The 23,410-nt window shown below is 44.1% G+C and carries 28 protein-coding genes, 4 pseudogenes and 1 riboswitch; of the genes and pseudogenes, 28 read left to right on the top strand and 4 right to left on the bottom strand.

Annotated elements, in window-relative coordinates; translation table 11 throughout:
- Positions 1–5: 5 nt before the first annotated feature.
- The 18 genes from ACXN9U_RS15125 (at position 6) to sufB (ending at position 14,412) form a co-directional block, all read left to right on the top strand.
- The gene (locus ACXN9U_RS15125; protein WP_060964326.1) at positions 6–1,181 is read left to right on the top strand and encodes an acetyl-CoA C-acetyltransferase; all 1,176 of its coding nucleotides are present in this window, start codon (positions 6–8) and stop codon (positions 1,179–1,181) included.
- Between the two features lie 18 nt (positions 1,182–1,199).
- Positions 1,200–2,984 carry an acyl-CoA dehydrogenase FadE gene (locus ACXN9U_RS15120; protein WP_060964327.1) on the top strand — a complete coding sequence of 595 codons (1,785 nt, stop codon included), beginning with the start codon at positions 1,200–1,202 and terminating at the stop codon, positions 2,982–2,984.
- 113 nt (positions 2,985–3,097) lie between these two features.
- On the top strand, positions 3,098–3,454 hold the full coding sequence (locus tag ACXN9U_RS15115; RefSeq protein WP_049627325.1) for an arsenate reductase family protein: 357 nt from the start codon (positions 3,098–3,100) through the stop codon (positions 3,452–3,454).
- Between the two features lie 59 nt (positions 3,455–3,513).
- Positions 3,514–3,897 carry a glycine cleavage system protein GcvH gene (gene gcvH / locus ACXN9U_RS15110; protein ID WP_003151844.1) on the top strand — a complete coding sequence of 128 codons (384 nt, stop codon included), beginning with the start codon at positions 3,514–3,516 and terminating at the stop codon, positions 3,895–3,897.
- A gap of 54 nt (positions 3,898–3,951) precedes the next feature.
- Positions 3,952–4,188, top strand: a complete 237-nt coding sequence (locus ACXN9U_RS15105; protein WP_016938003.1) for a YusG family protein — start codon at positions 3,952–3,954, stop codon at positions 4,186–4,188.
- Positions 4,189–4,255: 67 nt separating this feature from the next.
- Positions 4,256–4,618, top strand: coding sequence for a toprim domain-containing protein (locus ACXN9U_RS15100; RefSeq protein ID WP_082761642.1), 363 nt, complete (start codon positions 4,256–4,258; stop codon positions 4,616–4,618).
- Between the two features lie 8 nt (positions 4,619–4,626).
- The gene (locus ACXN9U_RS15095; protein ID WP_016938005.1) at positions 4,627–4,947 is read left to right on the top strand and encodes a thioredoxin family protein; all 321 of its coding nucleotides are present in this window, start codon (positions 4,627–4,629) and stop codon (positions 4,945–4,947) included.
- A gap of 96 nt (positions 4,948–5,043) precedes the next feature.
- The gene (locus tag ACXN9U_RS15090) at positions 5,044–5,394 is read left to right on the top strand and encodes an SCP2 sterol-binding domain-containing protein (protein WP_060964329.1); all 351 of its coding nucleotides are present in this window, start codon (positions 5,044–5,046) and stop codon (positions 5,392–5,394) included.
- Positions 5,395–5,505: 111 nt separating this feature from the next.
- A riboswitch (SAM riboswitch) is annotated at positions 5,506–5,612 on the top strand.
- A gap of 105 nt (positions 5,613–5,717) precedes the next feature.
- Positions 5,718–6,743 carry a methionine ABC transporter ATP-binding protein MetN gene (gene metN / locus ACXN9U_RS15085; RefSeq protein WP_060964330.1) on the top strand — a complete coding sequence of 342 codons (1,026 nt, stop codon included), beginning with the start codon at positions 5,718–5,720 and terminating at the stop codon, positions 6,741–6,743.
- On the top strand, positions 6,736–7,404 hold the full coding sequence (locus tag ACXN9U_RS15080) for a methionine ABC transporter permease (protein WP_060964331.1): 669 nt from the start codon (positions 6,736–6,738) through the stop codon (positions 7,402–7,404). Before metN ends, ACXN9U_RS15080 begins: the two co-directional genes overlap by 8 nt.
- Positions 7,405–7,417: 13 nt before the next feature.
- Positions 7,418–8,233: a methionine ABC transporter substrate-binding lipoprotein MetQ gene (gene metQ / locus ACXN9U_RS15075; RefSeq protein WP_060964332.1), complete on the top strand. Its 816-nt coding sequence runs from the start codon at positions 7,418–7,420 to the stop codon at positions 8,231–8,233.
- A gap of 92 nt (positions 8,234–8,325) precedes the next feature.
- A complete protein-coding gene (locus tag ACXN9U_RS15070; protein ID WP_031306536.1) occupies positions 8,326–8,703 on the top strand; it encodes a carboxymuconolactone decarboxylase family protein in 378 nt (125 codons plus the stop codon).
- A gap of 192 nt (positions 8,704–8,895) precedes the next feature.
- Positions 8,896–9,048 carry a YuzK family famiily protein gene (locus ACXN9U_RS15065; RefSeq protein WP_003151857.1) on the top strand — a complete coding sequence of 51 codons (153 nt, stop codon included), beginning with the start codon at positions 8,896–8,898 and terminating at the stop codon, positions 9,046–9,048.
- A 177-nt stretch (positions 9,049–9,225) separates the two neighbouring features.
- Entirely contained in the window at positions 9,226–10,011 is a 786-nt protein-coding gene (gene sufC / locus ACXN9U_RS15060; RefSeq protein ID WP_003151872.1) for a Fe-S cluster assembly ATPase SufC, read from the top strand.
- Between the two features lie 17 nt (positions 10,012–10,028).
- Positions 10,029–11,342: a Fe-S cluster assembly protein SufD gene (gene sufD, locus ACXN9U_RS15055; RefSeq protein ID WP_016938012.1), complete on the top strand. Its 1,314-nt coding sequence runs from the start codon at positions 10,029–10,031 to the stop codon at positions 11,340–11,342.
- Positions 11,342–12,562, top strand: coding sequence for a cysteine desulfurase SufS (sufS, locus tag ACXN9U_RS15050; protein ID WP_060964333.1), 1,221 nt, complete (start codon positions 11,342–11,344; stop codon positions 12,560–12,562). Before sufD ends, sufS begins: the two co-directional genes overlap by 1 nt.
- Positions 12,552–12,995, top strand: a complete 444-nt coding sequence (gene sufU, locus ACXN9U_RS15045; protein ID WP_003151877.1) for a Fe-S cluster assembly sulfur transfer protein SufU — start codon at positions 12,552–12,554, stop codon at positions 12,993–12,995. The genes sufS and sufU overlap by 11 nt, the downstream gene beginning before the upstream one ends.
- A 19-nt stretch (positions 12,996–13,014) precedes the next feature.
- A complete protein-coding gene (gene sufB / locus ACXN9U_RS15040) occupies positions 13,015–14,412 on the top strand; it encodes a Fe-S cluster assembly protein SufB (RefSeq protein ID WP_003151878.1) in 1,398 nt (465 codons plus the stop codon).
- Positions 14,413–14,464: 52 nt separating this feature from the next.
- On the opposite strand, the pseudogene ACXN9U_RS15035 reads toward sufB, so the two are convergent.
- Positions 14,465–15,115, bottom strand: a pseudogene (locus tag ACXN9U_RS15035) (site-specific integrase).
- Positions 15,116–15,154: 39 nt separating this feature from the next.
- Between ACXN9U_RS15035 and ACXN9U_RS15030 the strand changes: the two are divergent.
- The 10 genes and pseudogenes from ACXN9U_RS15030 (at position 15,155) to ACXN9U_RS14985 (ending at position 21,144) form a co-directional block, all read left to right on the top strand.
- Complete coding sequence (locus tag ACXN9U_RS15030; protein ID WP_235588374.1) at positions 15,155–16,288, top strand: BppU family phage baseplate upper protein; 1,134 nt, start codon at positions 15,155–15,157, stop codon at positions 16,286–16,288.
- Positions 16,289–16,675: a DUF2977 domain-containing protein gene (locus ACXN9U_RS15025; protein ID WP_060964334.1), complete on the top strand. Its 387-nt coding sequence runs from the start codon at positions 16,289–16,291 to the stop codon at positions 16,673–16,675.
- Positions 16,620–16,922 (top strand): annotated as a pseudogene (locus ACXN9U_RS15020) (LysM peptidoglycan-binding domain-containing protein); the annotation flags it as partial. The gene ACXN9U_RS15025 and the pseudogene ACXN9U_RS15020, both read left to right, overlap by 56 nt.
- Before the next feature lie 513 nt (positions 16,923–17,435).
- Positions 17,436–17,642, top strand: a complete 207-nt coding sequence (locus ACXN9U_RS15015) for a DUF1657 domain-containing protein (protein ID WP_060964336.1) — start codon at positions 17,436–17,438, stop codon at positions 17,640–17,642.
- Between the two features lie 57 nt (positions 17,643–17,699).
- Entirely contained in the window at positions 17,700–18,173 is a 474-nt protein-coding gene (locus tag ACXN9U_RS15010; RefSeq protein WP_060964337.1) for a hypothetical protein, read from the top strand.
- A gap of 14 nt (positions 18,174–18,187) precedes the next feature.
- Positions 18,188–18,667, top strand: coding sequence for a stage V sporulation protein AC (spoVAC, locus tag ACXN9U_RS15005; RefSeq protein WP_060964338.1), 480 nt, complete (start codon positions 18,188–18,190; stop codon positions 18,665–18,667).
- Positions 18,667–19,680, top strand: a complete 1,014-nt coding sequence (gene spoVAD, locus ACXN9U_RS15000; RefSeq protein WP_060964339.1) for a stage V sporulation protein AD — start codon at positions 18,667–18,669, stop codon at positions 19,678–19,680. The genes spoVAC and spoVAD overlap by 1 nt, the downstream gene beginning before the upstream one ends.
- Entirely contained in the window at positions 19,681–20,031 is a 351-nt protein-coding gene (gene spoVAE / locus ACXN9U_RS14995; RefSeq protein ID WP_060964340.1) for a stage V sporulation protein AE, read from the top strand. It abuts the gene before it with no gap.
- Between the two features lie 13 nt (positions 20,032–20,044).
- Positions 20,045–20,251, top strand: a complete 207-nt coding sequence (locus ACXN9U_RS14990; protein WP_060964341.1) for a DUF1657 domain-containing protein — start codon at positions 20,045–20,047, stop codon at positions 20,249–20,251.
- 32 nt (positions 20,252–20,283) lie between these two features.
- On the top strand, positions 20,284–21,144 hold the full coding sequence (locus ACXN9U_RS14985; protein WP_060964342.1) for a DUF421 domain-containing protein: 861 nt from the start codon (positions 20,284–20,286) through the stop codon (positions 21,142–21,144).
- Positions 21,145–21,595: 451 nt separating this feature from the next.
- Here the strand turns inward: ACXN9U_RS14985 and ACXN9U_RS14980 are convergent.
- From ACXN9U_RS14980 to csn, 3 genes and pseudogenes are all read right to left on the bottom strand, one after another.
- Positions 21,596–22,058: pseudogene (locus ACXN9U_RS14980) on the bottom strand (HNH/ENDO VII family nuclease); the annotation flags it as partial.
- Complete coding sequence (locus tag ACXN9U_RS14975; protein ID WP_162492438.1) at positions 22,051–22,218, bottom strand: hypothetical protein; 168 nt, start codon at positions 22,216–22,218, stop codon at positions 22,051–22,053. The pseudogene ACXN9U_RS14980 and the gene ACXN9U_RS14975, both read right to left, overlap by 8 nt.
- A 305-nt stretch (positions 22,219–22,523) precedes the next feature.
- Positions 22,524–23,356 (bottom strand): annotated as a pseudogene (gene csn, locus ACXN9U_RS14970) (chitosanase).
- Positions 23,357–23,410: the final 54 nt, after the last annotated feature.

The following is a 23,410-nucleotide window of genomic DNA, read 5'->3' as shown; positions in this document are numbered from 1 at the left end:
TGTTTATGAGAGAAGCAGTCATTGTGGCCGGTGCGAGAACGCCGGTCGGTAAAGCGAAAAAAGGGTCGCTTGCAGCCGTTCGTCCTGATGATTTAGGCGCGCTTTGTGTGAAAGAAACGCTGAAACGGGCAGGCGGCTATGAAGGAAACATCGATGACTTAATTATCGGATGTGCAACACCTGAAGCCGAACAAGGATTAAATATGGCGCGGAATATCGGTGCGCTGGCGGGGCTTCCTCATACGGTGCCGGCCATTACGGTGAACCGCTACTGCTCTTCCGGACTTCAATCCATCGCTTACGGTGCGGAAAAAATTATGATCGGCGCGGGCGACACCGTCATCGCCGGCGGGGCGGAATCCATGTCGCAAGTTCCGATGATGGGGCATGTGACCCGCCCGAATATCGCTTTGGCGGAGCATGCGCCTGAGTATTACATGAGTATGGGGCACACAGCGGAGCAGGTCGCCGAAACATACGGCGTATCCAGAGAAGACCAGGATGCATTTGCCGTCCGCAGCCATCAAAATGCCGCGAAAGCCCTTAAAGAAGGGAAATTTAATGACGAAATCGTGCCGGTTGAAGTATCGCTGACAGAAGCCGGGGATGACCATAAGCCGCGGAAAAAACAATTTACCTTTTCTCAAGATGAAGGCGTGCGCCCCGGCACATCGGCTGACGTATTGGCAAAGCTCCGTCCGGCTTTTTCTAAAACGGGAACCGTGACGGCCGGGAACTCTTCACAAACGAGTGACGGCGCGGCTGCTGTCATGCTGATGGATCGCGAAAAAGCTTCGTCGCTCGGATTGGCGCCGCTAGTCAAATTCCGTTCCTTTGCCGTAGGCGGCGTTCCCCCTGAGGTCATGGGGATCGGTCCGATTGAAGCTATTCCGCGGGCGCTCAAGCTTGCCGGACTCGAATTGCAGGATATCGGGCTTTTTGAATTGAATGAGGCCTTTGCTTCACAGGCCATTCAAGTTATCAGATCACTGGGAATAGATGAAGAAAAGGTGAACGTCAATGGGGGCGCCATCGCGCTCGGACATCCGCTCGGCTGCACGGGGACGAAGCTGACCCTGTCACTCATTCATGAAATGAAACGGAGAAACGAGCAATTCGGCGTGGTGACGATGTGCATCGGAGGCGGCATGGGCGCTGCCGGCGTATTTGAGCTCATTTAAACAAAGGGGGAAACGAATATGAAACAGGAAACGGTCAACGTCAAAAAAGGCGGCAGCTTTCTGATTGAGGAGACGGGATATGATCAAATATTCACTCCGGAGGACTTTACAGACGAACATAAAATGATCGGCAAAACGACAGAAGACTATGTCGTAAACGATGTGCTTCCTTATATTGATGAAATTGAAAACCATCAGTTTGAGCATTCAGTCAGACTGCTCAGAAAAGCCGGAGACTTGGGCCTCCTCGGAGCAGACGTGCCTGAAGAGTATGGAGGCATCGGCTTGGATAAAATCAGTTCAGCCTTCATTACGGAAAAATTTTCGCGTGCCGGCAGCTTTTCGCTATCTTACGGCGCTCACGTCGGTATCGGCTCATTGCCGATCGTGTTCTTCGGAACGGAAGAACAGAAAAAAACATATTTGCCGGACTTGGCTTCAGGACAAAGAATCGCGGCATACGCCTTAACTGAGCCCGGTTCAGGTTCAGATGCCCTCGGCGCGAAAACAACGGCCGTTTTGAATGATGCGGGCACACATTATATTCTCAACGGAGAAAAACAATGGATTACTAACTCCGCCTTTGCAGATGTCTTTGTCGTCTACGCAAAAGTGGACGGAGATAAGTTTTCCGCATTTATCGTAGAGAAAAATTATCCGGGCGTGTCAACGGGCCCTGAAGAGAAAAAGATGGGGATTAAAGGTTCATCGACGAGAACGCTGATTTTAGATCAGGCGGAAGTGCCGAAAGAGAACCTTCTCGGCGAAATCGGAAAAGGCCATGTCATTGCCTTTAATATCCTGAATATCGGACGCTACAAGCTTGCCGTCGGCACAATCGGCGCTTCTAAACGGGTGATTGAGCTGTCTGCCGCTTACGCAAACCAGCGCCGGCAATTTAAAACGCCGATTTCAAGCTTCACGCTCACTCAGGAAAAGCTTGCGACAATGTCGGCACGGCTTTACGCCATGGAGAGCTCTGTATACAGAACAGTGGGCTTGTTCGAAGATAATATGAGCCGGCTGACGGAAGAAGCGCAAAAAGACGGACGCGAAGTCGCAAAGTCAATCGCCGAGTACGCGATTGAATGCTCGCTCAACAAAATGTGCGGATCTGAAACGCTTGATTACATTGCCGACGAAGGCGTTCAAATTCACGGCGGTTACGGGTTTATGCAGGAATATGAAGTAGAGCGCGCCTACCGTGACTCCCGAATCAACAGAATTTTTGAAGGCACAAATGAAATCAACCGCCTGATCGTAACGAGCACGTTCCTGAAAAAAGCCGTAAAAGGGCAGCTTCCGCTCTTTGAAAAAGCGAAGGCGCTCCAGGAAGAGCTCATGATGCTGATGCCTGAAGAGCCGGGCTCAGAGCCTCTTGAGCAGGAAAAATACATTGTCAGACAGGCGAAAAAAATCGCCCTCTTGACAGCGGGACTCGCGGCGCAGAAATACGGAAAAGAGATCGAAGGCGAGCAGGAAATCATGGTGAACATCGCTGATATCGTCAGCGCGGTGTACGCTTTGGAATCTGCCGTCCTCAGAACGGAAAAAGCGATTGCGGCGGACGGTGCCGAAAAAGCCGCGCAAAAGCTGTTATATACGGAAATCTTTGCCCAGGAAGCCCTTCAGAATATTGAAGCGCATGCCAAAGAATCACTGATCGCCATGGAGGAAGGAGATTCCCTCCGCATGATGCTTTCCGTGCTGCGCAAACTGACGCGCCTGACACCGAAAAATCTGATTCGGAAAAAACGTGAAGCGGCTGCAGCTGTCTTCCGTGAAGAAAAATATATCGTCTGATCACATGCTGTAAGCGCTCCTTCATCCGGAGCGCTTTTTCATGAAGCAACGTTATAGGTTTTTACAAGTGATTGTGTTAAAATAACGACGATCATTTACAAGGGGTGAAGAAGATGTCGTTAAATTTTTACTGGTACCCTAAATGCGGAACGTGCCGTAATGCGAAAAAATGGCTGGAAGACCGCGGTAAGGAAATAAACGAAATACATATTGTGGAGGAAACTCCGTCGAAAGAAGAAATTAAAGACCTCTATGAAAAGAGCGGACTTGAACTGAGAAAGTTTTTCAACACGAGCGGCATGAAATACCGCGAGCTGAACCTAAAGGAAAAACTGTATCACATGTCAGAGGATGAACAGCTTGACCTTCTGGCATCTGACGGTATGCTCCTGAAACGCCCGATTACGACAGACGGCGAAAAAGTCACTGTCGGCTTCAAAGAAGACCAATTCGAAAAATATTGGATGTAATGCCGCGTTCTAAGAATTATGGTATCTTCTTATTATAAGAAAAAATTGGAGGGATTTAGATGAGCACACCGAAAGATATGCGTTATTCCAAAGAGCACGAATGGGTCAAAGTTGAGGACGGAAAAGCTCGTATCGGGATTACACATTTCGCACAAGCCGAACTTGGCGATATCGTATTTGTCGAGCTTCCGGAAGTCGGCGCTGAAATTAAAGCGGACGAGCCATTCGGCAGCGTAGAATCCGTCAAAACCGTATCCGAATTGTACGCACCGATTAACGGAACGGTGACGGAAGTGAACGAAGACCTTGATGACAGCCCTGAATTCGTAAACGAATCTCCGTATGAAAAAGCGTGGATGATCGTCGTGGAACCGGCTGATGCTGAAGAAATCGAAAACCTCATGACTTCCGAGCAATATGACGAAATGACACAGGAAGACTGATCGGATAGCAAAAGGGCCATTTGGACATTCTATCTGTAACGGGAGGTGTCTAATATGGCGTTTGATAAACAAAAGGTCGATGTGACGGAAAACGTCACGGGCCGCTTTCAAAACGGCCGGTTTTCCTTGTTTCATGAAAATGAAGCCATCGGCGAGATGACAGGCATGAACCAGTACGAGCTCAAACAGGGCTTTTCATTTGAGAATCAAAAATTTTATAAAACAGCCGATGTCATAAACGGCAGTGATCCGAAATATGTGGATTGCGATTATGAGAACGGCTGGTGTTAACAGTTGGCGGTGAATTTCACTGCCTTCTTTTTTAATCTGACGCTAAAACAATCGGCAGGTGATGCTTATGAACAACGAAGATGAAAAGGTGATCATCGTAGAAGGGAAATCGGATAAAATCAAAGTCAGAGAAGTGCTCATCGAACCCGCGGAAATCGTCTGTACAAACGGGACGATCGGCCAAACCGAACTGGAAGATTTGGCGGACCGCCTGTTTGACAGAGACGTCTTTATATTAACGGACGCAGATGAATCCGGAGAAAAATTAAGAAAACAGCTGAAACGGGAGCTTCCCGAAGCGAGCCATATCTATATAGACAGAACATACAGGCAAGTCGAGTCGTGCCCGGGCCATCATCTCGCATCTGTGCTGATCAGAGCCGGCTTTGATGCTGACACTGTATTTTTGAAAAAGAACGACCTGAGGTGATAATCAAAATGAAAGAACTCCAAGAAAATGAACTCGAATTGATTCAGGATGACGTCTATCTTCTGTATTTGTACACCCCGTTTTGCGGCACATGCCAGCTGGCGTCCAAGATGCTTTCTGTCGTCGAAGAAATGCTGCCCGGCACCGCCTTCTATAAAAACAACGTGAATTATTCCCCCGCATTCGCCAAAGCCTATCAGATTGAAAGCGTTCCGTGCTTTTTGCTGTTTAAAGGCGGAGAACTTGTTGAGAAAGGATACGCCTTCCGCTCCGTTTCCTATTTATATGAGCTGATTAAACAAAAAACATCGCAAACGTTCCCGATGTGACAATTTTTACTGGAAAATGTCGTGCGGTTTATAAAGGGTTCTGTCCGTTAAAAAGAGAAAGTGTATGTATGGCCATTAAAACGGGAGGTTATACGAGTGGAGAAAATAGAAGTTTTGGAGAATGACGGACAGCATCTGTTTTTGAAACCGCTATTAAACGCCTCAACGCTGCTGATTACATTCCAGGGAGAAAAAGAAGCCTTAACGGTCTCAATTAACGGACAGGGAGAAATGAGAAAAACGTCAGTTTCAAAGGAAAAATCTAATTTGACCTTTTACGGAAACCAGGCGGAAATCATCCATCTCCTGCACGGTGATGTCTCTTTGCAGAAGCTCATCCAAAGCGGAAAACTCAAAGTGAAAGGATCATTCCGGGCCCTGCTGAAGCTGGAGGCCATCCTCTGGCTGACAAACGGATTTTTTCAGACGATCAGCAAACGGCCGTAAACAGCCAATCTACTATGTGACAATAGCTTCCATTATTTATTTTATTGACTTTTTATCATTCGCCGTGCTATTCTACAGTAAGAATTTCCGGACGAAAATACGATATGTTTTCTCTTATCAAGAGAGGTGGAGGGAAGTGCCCTATGAAGCCCGGCAACCATCAACATTGTTGAAATGGTGCCAATTCACTCGAAGCGGTCTGCTTTGAAAGATGAGAGAAAGGCCTTTTTCAATAAGCCTTTCTGCTCATTTTTGCAGAAAGGCTTTTCTTTTGCGTAGAAAACCGGAAGATTTCTTAGAATAGTGTAAGGCAGGTGATTGCTTTGATCCATCTTCAAAATGTTTCAAAAATGTACAAAGCGAAGCATGGGGATGTCAATGCTGTCCAAGATGTCACTCTTGATATCAAAAAGGGCGAAATATTTGGAATTATAGGATATAGCGGAGCTGGTAAAAGTTCCTTAATCCGTCTTTTGAACGGCCTTGAAAAGCCGACGTCAGGCATCGTGGAAGTCGCGGGGACGGAATTAAATAAAGTAAGCAGCCGCGGGCTGAGAAAAGCGCGCCAGGAAATCAGCATGATTTTCCAGCATTTTAACCTATTGTGGTCGCGTACCGTCCGGGAGAATATTATGTTTCCGCTGGAAATCGCCGGCGTGAAAAAAAGCGAACGGGTCCGCCGCGCCGATGAACTGATTAAACTGGTCGGATTAGAGGGGAAAGAAAAGTCTTATCCGTCACAGCTGAGCGGCGGTCAAAAGCAGCGTGTCGGCATCGCCCGGGCGCTCGCCAATAATCCGAAAGTCCTTCTGTGCGATGAAGCGACATCAGCGCTCGACCCGCAGACGACCGATTCAATTTTGGATCTTTTATCCGATATAAATGACAGACTCGGTCTGACGATCGTGCTCATTACCCATGAAATGCACGTCATCCGAAAAATCTGCAACAGAGTCGCCGTCATGGAAAACGGGAAAGTCGTTGAAGAAGGCGAAGTGCTCCAAGTCTTCAGAAACCCGCGCGAACCGATGACCAAGCGTTTCGTTCAGCAGGTGACAGAACCGGAGGAGACGAAAGAAACCATCCAGCATTTTCTGCAGGAAACCGCGACAGGAAAAACGATTCAGCTTTCATTTGTCGGGCAGGCCGCCGAGCAGCCCCTCATTACGGAGATGATCCGAAACTTTGATGTGGACGTCAATATTCTGCAGGGGAAAATCTCACAGACGAAGGACGGAGCCTACGGTTCTTTATTCATCCATATTGACGGTCAGGAAAAAGAAGTAGAAAACGTGATCAGGTTCATCAAAGACAAACAGGTAGAAGCAGAGGTGATCACAAATGTTTGAAAAATGGTTCCCGAACGTTGATTTAACCGAGCTGTGGACGGCCACATACGAGACCCTTTATATGACGGTCATCGCATTAGTTTTTTCATTTATCATCGGAGCGATTCTCGGTCTTCTGCTCTTTTTAACGGGCAAGGGAAGCTTATGGGAAAATAAAATCATTAACACCGTGATTGCGGCGGTCGTTAATATTTTCAGGTCTATTCCGTTTCTTATTTTAATTATTCTGCTTCTCGGCTTTACTAAGATTTTGGTCGGATCGATTTTAGGGCCGAACGCCGCATTGCCCGCGCTGATTATCGGCTCCGCGCCGTTTTACGCCCGGCTTGTTGAAATCGCGCTGCGGGAAGTCGATAAAGGAGTCATCGAAGCTGCCAGATCAATGGGAGCAAAGACATCGACGATTATCTTCAAAGTGCTGATTCCTGAATCAATGCCTGCGTTAATTTCGGGCATCACCGTTACAGCCATCGCCCTGATCGGATCTACCGCCATTGCCGGCGCCATCGGTTCAGGCGGACTCGGAAACCTTGCATATGTAGAGGGGTACCAGTCCAACAATACGGATGTAACGTTTGTAGCGACAGTATTTATACTCATCATCGTCTTTATCATTCAGATTATCGGTGATGTGATTACAAATATAATAGACAAAAGATAAGGGAGGATTTACATTGAAAAAGATTGTATTAAGTGCGCTGCTGCTTGTGTTCGCGGGAGTTTTGGCCGCCTGCGGATCAAACGGCTCAAATAAAAAGGAAATCGTCGTCGCCGCGACAAAAACACCGCATGCTGAAATCTTAAAAGAAGCGGAACCGCTCTTGAAGGAAAAAGGCTACACATTAAAAGTAAAAGTGCTGAACGATTACAAAATGTACAACAAAGCGTTAGCTGATAATGAAGTGGATGCGAACTACTTCCAGCACGTTCCTTACCTTGAACAGGAAATGAAAGAAAATAAAGATTACAAACTCGTGAATGCCGGAGCCGTTCACCTTGAGCCGTTCGGTATTTACACGAAAAAATACAAATCACTGAAAGACCTGCCTAAAGGCGCGACCATCATCATGACAAACAACGTCGCTGAACAAGGCCGTATGCTGGCGATGCTTGAAAAAGCCGGACTGATTACTCTTGATCCGAAGGTAAAAACGATCGACGCCACTACGAAAAACATTACGAAAAACCCGAAAGACCTGACATTCAAAAAAATCGCCCCTGAATTAACGGCGAAAGCATATAATGAAGAAGAAGGCGATGCAGTCTTCATTAACGTCAACTATGCGATTCAAAACAAACTGAATCCGTTAAAAGATGCGATTCAAGTGGAATCAACGAAAAACAACCCGTACGCAAACATCATCGCCGTACGCAAAGGTGACGAAAAATCAGCGAAAATCAAAGCGCTTATGGAAGTGCTTCACTCTAAGAAAATCAAAGACTTTATTGAGAAAAAATACGACGGAGCCGTGCTTCCAGTATCTGAATAAAGCAAAAACCCCGGATGGACCATCCGGGGTTTTTTTCGGGTATTAATCGGAGAACTGTCCATAATAAAAAGGAAGGTTAACGATTGGAGGGAATGGCAGTGGCTCAATACCAGGATAACGGAAAAAGCGTGCATGACGCATTGAAACAATATAAAGAAGGTTTAGGCATATTCGAGCAAAAAATGCCGATGATGGGGCGGAAGTTTAATGAATTTACTGAACAGTGTTTTTCAGCGGATTCATTAACTGAAAAAGAGAAACAATTAATCGCTCTGGGCATCAGCATCAGCGCTCAAGATGAATTTTGCATGATTTATCACACGAAAGGCTGTCTTGATCAGGGTGCGACAGAGGAAAACATCCTTGAGGTCATCAGCGTCGCGGCGGCATTCGGGGGAGGCGCGGCTCTCAGTCAGGGAGTAACCCTCGTGCAGCAGTGCATTCAGGAATTCGGACATACAACGCATTAGAAAGAGCAATCGTATGAATACCGTTTTTCAGATAAAGCCAGCGCCGGTTACCGGCACATTCGAAAGGATTCAGGGGCACACTCGCTTTGGCCGGAGCAGAGGATCATTGTTACAATAGAAACAAATATATGAAGGGATTGATTCATTATCTGCACCAGCCACGAGAGACTGGACCTTGACTATACGCCTGAAATGGAAAAAGCGATGCAGAAGTCACACGGCATCGGCTACGAGGAATACGGACGGCGTCTTTCAAAAAGGATGGAAGTCGAACGGCAGAGGGAGCTTGAGTACCAAAAAAGCAAGTTCCTCGCAGCGCAGCTTAATGAGAAAATCGGTCAGTAAAAAAGGGTGGAATTCCGCCCTTTTTCTGTTTTAAACAGCTTTAATTACACCCTGATCTTTGATAAACTTTAGGAATGTTCCTGGTAATATAAAAAGTTGTATTTACTTTTCATTTGTTATAAAATTAGAATGAGAATAAATTGAGAATAATGATTATATATTTTTGGAGGTATAGATATGGCTGCTTCAACATTAACGATCAAGGATCTTCACGTTGAAATCGAAGGAAAAGAGATCTTAAAAGGTGTAAACCTTGAAATAAAAGGCGGCGAATTCCACGCTGTCATGGGGCCGAACGGTACCGGTAAATCCACGCTTTCTGCAGCGATTATGGGACATCCGAAATACGAAGTCACTAAAGGCAGCATCACACTTGACGGCAAGGATGTACTGGAAATGGAAGTGGACGAGCGCGCTCAGGCGGGTCTTTTCCTTGCGATGCAGTACCCAAGCGAAATCAGCGGTGTGACAAATGCCGATTTCCTTCGCTCTGCGATTAACGCACGCCGCGAAGAAGGCGATGAAATTTCTCTTATGAAATTCATCCGCAAAATGGACGAAAACATGGAGTTCCTTGAAATGGACCCTGAAATGGCGCAGCGTTACCTGAACGAAGGTTTCTCAGGCGGAGAGAAAAAACGCAACGAAATCCTTCAGCTTATGATGATCGAGCCGAAAATCGCCATTCTTGACGAGATCGATTCAGGTCTTGATATCGATGCGCTTAAAGTCGTTTCTAAAGGAATCAACAAAATGCGCAGCGAAAACTTCGGCTGCTTAATGATCACTCACTATCAGCGCCTTCTGAACTACATCACACCAGATGTCGTTCACGTTATGATGCAGGGACGCGTAGTGAAATCAGGCGGTGCGGAGCTTGCACAGCGCCTTGAAGCGGAAGGTTATGACTGGATTAAACAAGAACTCGGCATTGAAGACGAAACTGTAGGCCAAGAAGCGTAAGCGTTAGGGGGATTAACATGACATTGGAAACGAAACTATCCGTAGATCAGGAATATGTCAAAGGCTTTTCCGAAAAGCATCAAGAACCTGCCTGGCTGAAAAACCTGCGCTTACAGGCTCTTGAAAAAGCTGAAGATCTGCCGCTGCCTAAGCCTGATAAAACAAAAATCACAAATTGGAACTTTACAAAGTTCAACAAGCATACAGTAGAAAACGCGCCGCTTGCTTCTTTGGAAGATTTAGCTGATGAAGCAAAAGCGCTGATCGATATCGAAAACGAAGACAAAACGTTATATGTGCAGCGTGACCAAACGCCTGCATTCCTGTCTCTCTCTAAAGAGCTGAAAGACAAAGGCGTTATTTTCACGGACATCTTAACGGCTGCCCGTGAGCACAGCGACCTCGTTGAGAAATACTTCATGAAAGACGGCGTAAAGGTCGACGAGCATAAACTGACTGCGCTTCATGCGGCATTAATGAATGGCGGGGCATTCCTTTATGTTCCTAAAAACGTTCAGGTGGAGACGCCTGTTCAGGCCGTTTACGTTCATGAAAGCAATGACACGGCATTGTTCAACCACGTGCTGATCGTCGCTGAAGACCACAGCTCCGTCACTTACGTTGAGAACTATATCAGCACGGTGAATCCGAAAGAAGCTGTATTCAACATTATCAGTGAAGTGATCACAGGTGATAATGCCAGCGTGACGTACGGTGCCGTTGACAACTTGTCAGCAGGCGTCACAACATACGTCAACCGCCGCGGAGCCGCGCGCGGACGCGACAGCAAAATCGAGTGGGCGCTCGGTCTGATGAACGATGGCGACACGATTTCTGAAAACACGACAAACCTCTACGGAGACGGCACATACGGCGATACGAAAACCGTGGTTGTCGGAAGAGGAGAACAGACGGAAAACTTTACGACGCAGATCATCCACTTCGGTAAGGCTTCTGAAGGCTATATCCTGAAGCACGGAGTCATGAAAGATGCCGCATCTTCCATCTTTAACGGCATCGGCAAGATTGAGCACGGCGCGTCTAAAGCAAACGCTGAACAGGAATCCCGCGTCCTGATGCTGAGTGAAAAAGCGCGAGGCGACGCAAACCCGATTCTTTTAATTGATGAAGACGATGTAACTGCAGGACATGCGGCATCTGTCGGCCGTGTGGATCCGATCCAGCTTTACTACTTAATGAGCCGCGGAATTGCGAAAGAAGAAGCGGAACGCTTAGTCATTTACGGATTCCTTGCTCCGGTGGTAAAAGAACTTCCGATTGAAGGAGTTAAGAAACAGCTCGTCTCCGTCATCGAAAGGAAAGTAAAATAATGAATATCACTGATATTCGTGAACAGTTCCCGATCCTTCATCAGCAAGTGAACGGACATGACCTCGTGTACCTTGACAGCGCGGCGACTTCTCAGAAGCCGCGTGCTGTCATTGAAGCAGTGGATCAGTATTACAGCAAATACAATTCCAATGTTCACAGAGGCGTCCATACTCTTGGCACAAGAGCGACAGACGGCTATGAAGGAGCACGTGAAAAAGTTCGTAAGTTTATCAATGCGAAGTCAATGGCTGAGGTCATTTTCACAAAAGGCACGACAACTTCACTGAATATGGTGGCGCTGAGCTATGCCCGCGCCAGCTTAAAACCAGGTGATGAAGTGGTCATCACCCAAATGGAGCATCATGCGAATATCATCCCGTGGCAGCAGGCTGTAAAAGCAACCGGCGCGACTTTAAAGTATATCCCGATGCAGGAAGACGGCACGCTTTCGCTGGAAGACGTCCGGCAGACTATCACAAGCCATACGAAGATCGTGGCGGTCGCTCATGTGTCAAACGTGCTCGGCACGATCAACCCGATTAAAGAAATCGCCAAAATCGCTCATGACAACGGCGCGGTCATCGTGGTGGACGGAGCGCAGAGCACACCGCACATGAAAATCGACGTTCAGGATCTGGATTGCGACTTCTTCGCGCTTTCTTCCCATAAAATGTGCGGCCCGACGGGAATCGGCGTGCTGTACGGCAAGAAAGAACTGCTTGAGAATATGGAGCCGGCCGAATTTGGCGGCGAGATGATCGACTTTGTAGGGCTTTATGAATCAACTTGGAAAGAGCTTCCGTGGAAGTTTGAAGCAGGCACGCCGATTATTGCAGGCGCGATCGGATTGGGAGCCGCGATTGATTTTCTTGAAGAGGTCGGACTCGACGAGATTTCCCGGCATGAGCATAAGCTTGCGGCCTATGCGCTTGACCGTTTCGAACAGCTCGACGGCGTTACGGTATACGGACCGAAAGAGCGGGCGGGCCTTGTGACATTTAACCTTGATGAGGTTCACCCTCATGATGTCGCGACTGTCCTTGATGCTGAGGGCATTGCGGTCAGAGCCGGCCATCATTGCGCCCAGCCGCTCATGAAATGGCTGGATGTATCTGCTACTGCGAGAGCGAGTTTTTATCTGTATAATACAGAGGAAGAGATCGATAAGCTCGCGGAAGCTCTCCAAAAGACAAAGGAGTACTTTACAAATGTCTTTTAATGCAAATTTAGATACATTATACAGACAAGTGATCATGGATCATTACAAAAATCCGCGCAACAAAGGGGTTTTGGATGACAGCATCGTCGTCGATATGAACAACCCGACTTGCGGCGACCGGATCAGACTGACAATGAAGCTTGACGGCGATACCGTTCAGGAAGCGAAGTTTGAAGGGGAAGGCTGCTCCATCTCCATGGCTTCAGCTTCCATGATGACGCAGGCGATTAAAGGAAAAGATATTGATACCGCCCTTTCCATGTCTAAGATTTTCTCAGACATGATGCAAGGGAAAGAGTATGACGACTCAATAGATCTCGGGGATATTGAAGCCCTTCAAGGCGTTTCGAAATTCCCGGCCCGGATTAAATGTGCCACCCTTTCATGGAAAGCACTTGAAAAAGGAGTCGCTGGCGAAAAAGGCGGCAATTAAAAGATTGGAGTGAAAATGGATGGCTAAAAAAATGCCTGAAATTGGTGAATACAAGTACGGTTTTCACGATAAGGACGTTTCCATTTTCCGTTCAGAGCGCGGATTGACAAAAGAAATCGTAGAAGAAATTTCACGCATGAAAGAAGAGCCTCAATGGATGCTTGATTTCCGCCTGAAATCTCTTGAGCATTTCTACAACATGCCGATGCCGCAGTGGGGCGGGGATTTAAACTCTTTAAACTTTGACGAAATTACGTACTACGTAAAACCGTCTGAGCGTTCAGAGCGTTCTTGGGATGAAGTGCCTGAGGAAATTAAACAGACATTCGACAAACTCGGTATTCCTGAAGCTGAGCAAAAATACCTTGCCGGTGTTTCTGCACAGTACGAATCTGAGGTTGTGTACCACAACATGAAAGAAGATCTTGAAGCGCAAGGCATCGTCTTCAAAGACACAGACAGCGCGCTGAAAGAAAATGAAGACATTTTCCGCGAGCACTGGGCGAAAGTCATTCCGCCGACAGATAACAAGTTTGCGGCGCTGAACTCAGCTGTTTGGTCCGGCGGATCTTTCATCTACGTGCCAAAAGGCGTGAAGGTTGAAACACCGCTTCAAGCGTACTTCCGCATCAACTCTGAGAACATGGGCCAGTTCGAACGCACGCTGATCATCGTTGACGAAGAAGCAAGCGTTCATTACGTAGAGGGCTGTACGGCTCCTGTGTATACGACAAACTCACTTCACAGCGCGGTTGTTGAAATCATCGTCAAAAAAGGCGGCTACTGCCGTTATACAACAATCCAAAACTGGGCGAACAACGTTTACAACCTTGTAACGAAACGTACGGTTTGTGAAGAAAACGCGACAATGGAATGGGTTGACGGAAACATCGGTTCTAAATTGACGATGAAATATCCGGCTGTCATTCTGAAAGGTGAAGGCGCGCGCGGCATGACGCTTTCTATCGCTCTTGCGGGCAAAGGTCAGCATCAGGACGCAGGTGCGAAAATGATTCACCTTGCACCGAATACGTCATCCACAATCGTATCAAAATCGATTTCAAAGCAAGGCGGGAAAGTAACGTACCGCGGTATCGTCCACTTCGGACGGAAAGCGGACGGCGCCCGTTCAAACATCGAGTGCGATACGCTCATTATGGATAACAAATCAACTTCTGATACAATCCCTTACAATGAAATTCTGAACGACAACATTTCATTGGAGCACGAAGCGAAAGTATCAAAAGTTTCTGAAGAACAGCTTTTCTACTTGATGAGCCGCGGTATTTCTGAAGAAGAAGCAACAGAAATGATCGTTATGGGCTTCATCGAGCCGTTCACAAAAGAACTTCCGATGGAATACGCAGTTGAAATGAACCGTTTGATCAAGTTCGAAATGGAAGGCAGTATCGGCTAAGCCTGATACAGCAGGGGTTTAAGAAAACCTCACCCACAAAACACCCACAAGATTATAAAATTGTATACCGCAGATACATCTCTAATGCATCATTTTCAATTTTTTTAGTGACATGGAGGTACGTATCTGCGGTTATTTTTATGCTCGAATGCCCAAGTCTTTCAGATGCAAATTTCAAATCAGCTTTGGCCTCAATTAAATGAATCGCATGGCTATGCCTTAATGCGTGGGGTGACAATATTGGTAACTCAGCTCTTTTACATATCTCTTTGAAATATTCCCTAACAACATTTGTGCGCAACCAGCGTCCGTCATGCTGATAAAACACAATATCGGTCTCCGGTTTTTTGTAATTTTTATATTTGAGCACAACCTCGTTTCTGTTGATTCTACGTTTTTTTTAAAGCTGAATGGTGTGCATATCTAGTTTGATTATTCTTAAGCCGGCTTTTGATTTAGGAGTTGAAAGATAGGGTGTGGAATTTGTCGGGTAGACTAGTGTTTTATTCACTTTTATCGTGCACTCTTCAAAATCTATATCGTTCCAGGTTAGAGCGAGCGCTTCACCTATTCGTAAACCGGTCCGAGCCATGAGAGAAAATAAAACATAATACTGTATTGAATGTTTGTATTTGGAATTTTTCTGAGGTTCTTTCACCTGATTTAGAAATTTTTCTAGTTGGTCTACTGTAAAAAATTTAATTTCCTTATTGTTTTTAGTTTCCTTCGGGATTTTAATACGGTGACGGTATCAGTCATATCAAACGGTACGCCTTATGATCTAACCGGGAAAACTGTCTCTTTCGAAGGGCTGAAGCCTGACGGCACGCATATTATTGATACAAACGGCGGTATTGTCCTTAATGCCCAGGGCGGGATTTTTCGTTATGTGTTCCCTTACCAAGCATTTGCGGCCGTGGGGGAATATGAACAGGCATTCTTTAAAGTGAGCCGAGACAGTCAAACAGACACCACATTAGAATTTAAAATCAAAGTGCTTGAGAACAAAGTGGAAATGGGTATCAATTCAGCCTCCTTTATTTCTGATTTTGAAAATTTGAAAACGCAGCTTAAACAAGCCTATGACGACTTTTTAACCTTGGTCAAATCAGATCAGGACGTAACACAAAATATCATAGAGGGCACTAAAACAACAATCCAATCATTGCAAGAGCAATTAAACACGCTTAATACTAAAATTCAAAACAGTGATATTGTCACGACCGGCCAATATGAAAATGATATGAAAACCCTCAATGATCAAATTAGTCAATTCAACAGCGTAGTTGATAATTTGGGAAAAAGCGTGTCCGCTGATCTTGGGGAAATGAAACAAAAAATTGATACAGCTATCGTTAACAAAATGGATACAACGCCCGTTGTTTTAGCGGATATTTATGACATTATTAGTACGGGTGTGTACTGGTATAATTCTACGACTCAAAATCTGCCGCCTAAATTGAACGGCGACAACGCGAATGGGTTTATTTTCGCCGTTTTCAGTGATCAGGATAATGGCTTAGTGACTTTGCAGGGATCTGATTGGCATATTGAAAAATACCAGGGAGCATTTCGTAATTGGGTATCGAAATCACCGGTTCTATTGTTTTCAGGGAGCGCGAAAGCGGGGGATACTATTAAACTTGCTGCCGATATTTCTAATTTTCAGCTATTTCCTGTCCCGGTCGATACTGTTTTTTATATCAACAATGCCGGCCTAAAAAGCAACGGGAAAGGCATGTATCAAGATGAAATCAGACTGAAGTACACGGACGGAAAGACATTAGTTGTGACAGAATGTCTTTCGCTGGATACTGAAAAAATGGAAATCAGTAACCCTGAAATCTATATTTCGAGTATCAAGGGGGTCTTTTAATTGCAAATTGTCCTAAATGAAAACAACGAAGTAGCAGCTTATGCTTTGGTAGGGGAGCTGGATAAAGCAATTGAGATATCGGATGAATTTGCCACGGCTGAATTTATTTCCAATCCGTTCCGTTACAAATTATCTGATGGTGCTCTCATTATTAACCCGGATTATCAAAATCCCGTCATTAATGATTTGAATACGCCCGGCCCAATGGAGCAGGCCCAAGAGCAAATTGTTGCCCTTGTGCAGCAGCACATTACGGATAGTCAAACCATCAAGCAAATGCAAGATCAAATTATTCAATTGACTAAAGCAGTCATGACATTACAGAAAGGGGTTAAGAAAGCATCAAGACTGGAACGGCAAGTATTGCCCGCACCGCATTTTGTTTGAGGGAAGATGGGAACAAGTAAAGGCGGCCATTGCTACAGAATTAGAACGCCTTGGTGGTAAAAAAACATCTTCTCCTGCGAAAACAAAAACAAAGGCTAACGGGGCGACGTACACCGTGAAGAAAGGAGATGCTCTATCTGTAGTTGCACAGAAAACAGGTGTAAGTATGGCAACCCTGCAAAGATTGAACGGTATCAAGGATCCGAACTTGATCAAGGTCGGCCAAGTATTAAAGCTCAAAGGCTCAAAGGCTCAAAGGCTCAACAATCATTTAATCAACAAGGTCAGTAAAACCAACAATTCCAACCTCCGTTACAATAAAAATGTCCGTTGAAAGACAAGGTTTTTACAATTGTATGTTGTCAAATTATAGCTACTTTGGCATTGCGGTTGATTTATTGTGATACAAAAAGGCCCTTTTCTATATAAGGGCTTTTTGTAGTTTTATTTTGTCCATCCCTTAAGAGAACCAATAAAAAGTCAGGACAATAGGAAAAAAGCCTTTAAAAAAACGGCTCTTTTCGGTTGTTCGTTAATTTTAAAATGTGTATCTAAATGAGTGAAGAAATGTGCATTACACCTAAGTGGAGGGATGGATAGTACTGGATCTACTAATCGAGCTGCTTTCTTTTACATTTTATGCTTCGCCAGTCTAAGATGTGATTTTCAACTAACAGAGAAAAATGAAAAAAATGGATTGAATATGATATGAAAAGTAATACATTCTATAATTATAAAGTTGATAAAGGAGGTAGAAAACATGACAGTTGTCAATCAAGTCAAACAGGCCTTAGCAAGTCTGAAAAGCGCACAAGCAAGCTTTGAAACATTTTCATTAGGCACTGATAACCAGAATGCTAAGCAGCTTTATCAACAAGCTGCCCAACAAACTCAAACGATTGTTGATTCACTCGAGCCGCGTCTTGAGCAAATTGAACAAGAAGAACCGCAATATAAACAACAGTAAGGATTGAAAAAGGTTGGTGATAATTAGCCAACCTTTTTCTTGAAAGGGGTGATGAGGATGAAGGTTTTTTTGAATTATTTCCTTATAGCAGTATTTTTACTTACTATAAGTACCATCACCATTGGTTGTCAAAATGTAAACGAAAACAATAATCAAAACAAATCGATGGCAATTCGGCATGTAAATGTTCAAAATGATAAAACAGATCAGGCCGTAGCAAATAAAGCAAAGGATCAGTTATTGAAAAAAGATGAAGTTACTAAAGTCAGAGGAGCCAATAGTAAAAAGGATTTAATCCTGGCTGTTCAGGTTGAACAGTTTGGCCGTTTTCGGCTAAAGGATATCGAGAAACAGTCTAAAGCCCTGCTGGAAAAAAAAATTCCTGGTTACAGTATTGAAGTGTCAACCGATCAAAAAATCTATTGGGAGTTAGACAAATTAGAAAAACAGCTTGAAAACAAAAAAATCAGTGAACAAAAATTGCAGAAAAAACTTAAGAAAATCAAAAAAATGATGAAAGAAAAGCCTTAAAGAGGTGGGGTTAAATGGCTAATCAAAAAAAGAAAAATTTAACACCTGTTATGCAAGAATATCAACAATTCGCAAAAGAACGAGAAGTCAAACGGCCTGTTTTAAAAAATTGCTTAAATGCTTTTATAACAGGCGGAATCATTTGTTTAATCGGACAAGCAATTCAAATGTTTTTTATGTATTATTTTAATTTTACAACTCTGACGGCCGGAAATCCCACTGTTGCGACAATGATTTTCATCTCTATGCTCTTAACAGGGTTTGGGATTTACGATCGGATTGCTCAATTTGGAGGTGCAGGGTCAGCTATACCAGTGACCGGATTTGGAAATGCGGTTATTTCTGCGGCAATTGAACATCGTACCGAAGGATTTGTATTAGGTGTGGGAGGCAATATGTTCAAGTTGGCTGGCTCTGTCATTATGTTTGGTGTTTTCTCCGCATTTGTGTTTGCTACGATTAAAACCATCCTCATTACTTGGGGGGGACTGTAATGCTTGCGGGTCACCGTACTTGGATTTTTGATCGTAAACCGGTTATTGTTGCGACTGGAACAGTAGGAGGGCCGTTCGAAGGGAATGGAAAAATCCCGAATGATTTCGATCTTTTGCACAACGATATGTGGCTGAATCAGGATTCGTTTGAAAAAGCCCAGCAAGTTCTTTTGGAAGATGCCTGCCAAACGGCGATTAAAAAAGCGAACATCCAAAAAGATCAGGTACAGTTTTTTCTAGGCGGAGATTTAATTAATCAAATTACACCAACCAGCTTTGCTACAAAAACACTGGGAGCACCTTATATTGGGCTATTTGGAGCGTGTTCCACATCGATGGAAGGCTTAGCCTTGGGTGCTTTTCTTGTTAACCATAAGGGAGCAAACTGTTTGCTGACCGGGGCTGTAAGCCATAATGCGGCAGTTGAAAAACAATTCCGCTATCCAACAGAATACGGTTCGCAAAAGCCCCCTACCTCACAATGGACTGTTACTGCTGCCGGCGCAGCACTGTTAAAGGATAAGGGAGACGGTCCTGTTGTCACATCAGCCACAATCGGAAGAATTATTGATATGGGCTTGACAGATCCTTTTAATATGGGAGGGGCGATGGCGCCTGCTGCCGTAGATACGATTGAAACCCATTTAAAAGAGCGGGGGGTTGACCCTTCCTATTATGATGTCATCGCGACAGGGGATCTTGGGCACATCGGCAGGGAAATTGCTTTGGATTTATTCAAAAAACACGAGACATGGATTAGTGAAAAACAATTTCAGGATTGCGGCTTAATGATTTACAGGGAAGGACAGCCTGTACTTGCCGGAGGAAGCGGTGCGGGATGCTCAGCGGCCGTTGCATATGGGCATTTATTAAATCTAATGAAAAAAGGTGAAATTAAGCGTCTTCTTGTCGTTGCAACCGGAGCATTATTATCTCCATTGTCATACCAGCAAAAAGAAACGATTCCGTGTATTGCCCATGCTGTTTCAATTGAGCTCGGAGGTGAGAAATAGGTGATCTTTTTTTGGGCATTTGTTGTCGGGGGACTGATATGTGTCGTTGGGCAAATTATGTTCGATGTATTTAAGCTGACACCGGCACATACGCTGTCCACACTTGTCGTCATTGGCGCTTTACTTGATGCGTTTGGGCTTTATGAACCATTTATTGATTTTGCGGGAGCTGGAGCAACTGTACCGATAGTCAGTTTTGGAAATCAGCTTTTCCATGGGGCAATGGAAGAAGCAAATCAATATGGCCTAATCGGAGTAATCACCGGTATGTTTAAAGTAACAAGTTCTGGAATTTCGGCTGCTGTTATTTTTGGTCTGATTGGAGCACTAATTTTTAAACCAAAAGGATAAGGAGGTTGTACACATGACAGTTGGAGCTCAGGTAAAACAATGCTTAGCCAGTCTCAAGAGTATTGAAGCAGGTCTGTCGGCTTTAGCGCTCAAATCTCAGGATGAAGAAGCGAAACGTCTTTTTCATGAAACAATGATGATGAGTGAAGAAGTGATTTTAGATCTGAAAAAACGGGTCGGCGAGCTTGAACGAGATGAATATCAATATAAAGGATTCTGATTTGAAAGTATTATAATGGAGGAGGGATCAATGTGCCTGATTGGTTAGATATTGTCATGCGCTCTTTTATTTTTGTAGTCGTTCTGTTTGTCATGACGAAAATGCTGGGCAAAAGACAATTGGCAGAGCTTTCAGTTTTTGAATATATCTCGGGAATTACAATCGGGGGCATTACATCCGAGGTGGTAATGGGTCTTGAAAGAAACATCATTAATGCTATTATCGCCATTTTTATTTTCTCATCCGTTTCTTTCTTGGTAGAGTGGATCTCATTAAAAAATAAAAAAATTCGTGATTTTCTTGAAGGAACCGGAACAGTTTTTATTAAAGATGGAAAAATTATGGAAGATAATTTAAAAAAAGAAAAATACTCAGCTGATGAGCTGTTGGAACTTTTACGCAAAAAGAATGTATTTAATATTTCTGATGTTCAATTTGCCATGCTAGAACAAACCGGTGATTTGAGTGTGCTGTTAAAAAAAGAACACAGACCGGTCACAATCAAAGATTTACAGATGCCTTATCAGTCAAAGAAAGAGCCTCAAACCGTAATCATGGACGGAGTAATTTTAGACGAAGCATTGACTATAGGTGGATTAAATCGGCGCTGGCTGCACGAAGAGCTTGAAAAATTAGGTGTTACAAAAGAAAACGTTTTTCTTGGACAAGTTGACTCAGATGGACAATTAACTGTGGATCTGTATGATGATAAAATTAAAATTCCGACTCCTCAGGAAAAACCTCTATTATTGGCAACGTTAAAAAAATGTCAGGCCGATTTGGAATTGTTTGCTCTTGCGACTGACTCAAAATCGGCTAAAGCCATGTACGCCAAAAATGCAAATAAACTAAAAGATATGATACAAAAACTTGAGCCTTCCTTACATGACTGATGTATGCTATCTTTGAACCTCGATCTCTAATATTTTTATGGTTAATGAATGATCAATATCTCTGACAGAGGCGTAAAATATCTTTTTTGCCTTAGTTCATTCATTAACCAGTTTTCAACTCTAAATTAAATGCTTTTGCTTAATCGTCCCAATCTTCATCCTCTTCCCAGTTTTCTTTTTTTAAAAGCAATCTTTTTTAGAAAAATTCAATAAAGCTATCGGATAACTTGTTTTGGTGTCCAAGCACTCTATCCCAAATAAAAACCGGACATTCATTATTACTGTTCATTTTGTTTTGTATCTAAGGCATATGCAAAAAAATCTATATCTTCTATTACAACAAGTCCCTCAGATAAATTATAATGAGTACGATATTCTTCTGTGGTTTCAACTACAGAAGCTCCACCATAGTCATACCCCAAAGTATCAATACCATATAAACCATTCCTTTTTATTTTTCATATTGTTTTGCTCTCCACTTCCAATACCTATCTCGGAAATTATCCAAAACTGGATCGTTTCTAAAGCTTTCGCCGTCAGATTCTATATTTAGTATGTAAGCTATTTGGAATTTCAAGCATTGGGCCAGGTTCTTCTTGAATCAAGTGATGTAAATTAATCTGTGTGCCATCTTTTGCAAACGGAGCGTCACCATTTTTCATCAGTGAAGATTCGTAAGGCCTTTACGATTGATTAAGATCGATATCTTTCATCGTATATACTCTACGGCTTACATCTTTAATTTTACCTTTCGCTTTTACATTTCCCTTTATTTCATATGCTTCATACTTCTCTTTATTTAACCAAGGTGGGTTTATCTTTTGCACAGTAAACGGCTTTCTGCTTTCATCTAATTTTTTAGCAAGCTGAAGCAGCCTGTCTTTTGCGCTCACATCGTTGATGACATTATACGGCGCCACCTGCTACAACTACATCTTCTCGCATGACAAACGGTTTAATTGCTGTTAGTGGATCAGGAGTTTCATCCAGTTTTTTAGACCCTTTTTTAACCGCTGCTTTTCCGGCTGCACGTCGAGCCACTCTTTTTCCTAATGTGCCGTTTTTTTGCTGCATTTACATCTCTAAGAAGCTTGGCCGATTTGTATAGTGCGGATCTGATTTTATTTATATTCAATACCATCATTCCTTTATTTGTATATCTTTTAAGTACAACAAAATAAGATGTGGGTACACCCACAAAACACCCACGATTTTATGAAAATCAATGATTTAATAAGACCAATAATTATTATAAATGTTTAAATATCAACTCTTGAAAAGGGTTATGATATATCAAAATACTCAAAAATAATCAAGTTCTAAATGGAAGGCTCCATCGGTTAATAGTAAAACCCCGCCATGTGGCGGGGTTTTTTTGTTTATTGAATCGTGAAATTTCCGTATTCGCTTGACCGGACATGAATCGGCCCGTTTAAATTGTAGTTCTTCTCTTTGACAATATCGCGGAAAACGTCGACACGGGCAACCGATTCTCTCCATTCATCCTGGGTATCCTCATCTGACGGATTCATCAGATCATCATAGCGCACATCCAAAAATTTATTCAGCCATTTCTTCTCGTCCGTTCCGTCTTTCGGTGACCCGCCCATTTTTTTGTTCGTGCGTTTAATCAGGGCATAAAAGGAGTCTGGATCATCGCCGTCGCCATGCTGAATCACCGTATCGTACATCACTGCTTTTGCCAATGCCGTTTTCAGTCCGGCTTGCTCTGAACGTTTCATCGCCGGCTGATAATACAAGCTGTCATTTACCTTATCTTGGGCAGCGCGGAAGGCCTTATCATTGCCAAGTGAGCGCCAGGCAGAAGCGAATCCTTTCAGATTGCTGATGTCATCGCTTTCGTCCTTTGCAAGACGCCGTAATTCAGGCAAATACTTTTTCAGTTATTCGGCACCGCTTTCGTGTATACTTCGACTACTTCCAGCGCATCTCCGGTAGCCGTCGTATAGCCGGCCCGGCCGCAGGTGTAACCTCTTCCGTCATCCAACGCTTCAACATAGCCGTATTGGATTTCCGTCTTTCCGTTTTCAAATATGCTGGTCAGCTGTTCCGCCCGGCGCTTCTGATCCTTATTCAGCCCGGCCGCAAACACCGTACCGCTCATCATCAGGGTAAAAAACATGGTGAAAATAAGAGATGAAACCGCCGTCTTCTTCCAAAAAACTGCTTTTTTCTTCAACCTGATTTTCATTTCATACCCCTTTCATATGTAAGTTACGCACTCAGTTTACATGAGGGGGGTGTT

Source organism: Bacillus sp. BACIII, assembly GCF_057836745.1.
Note: the sequence above shows the minus strand (reverse complement) of the source record. Positions and strands in the feature narration are given on the sequence as shown.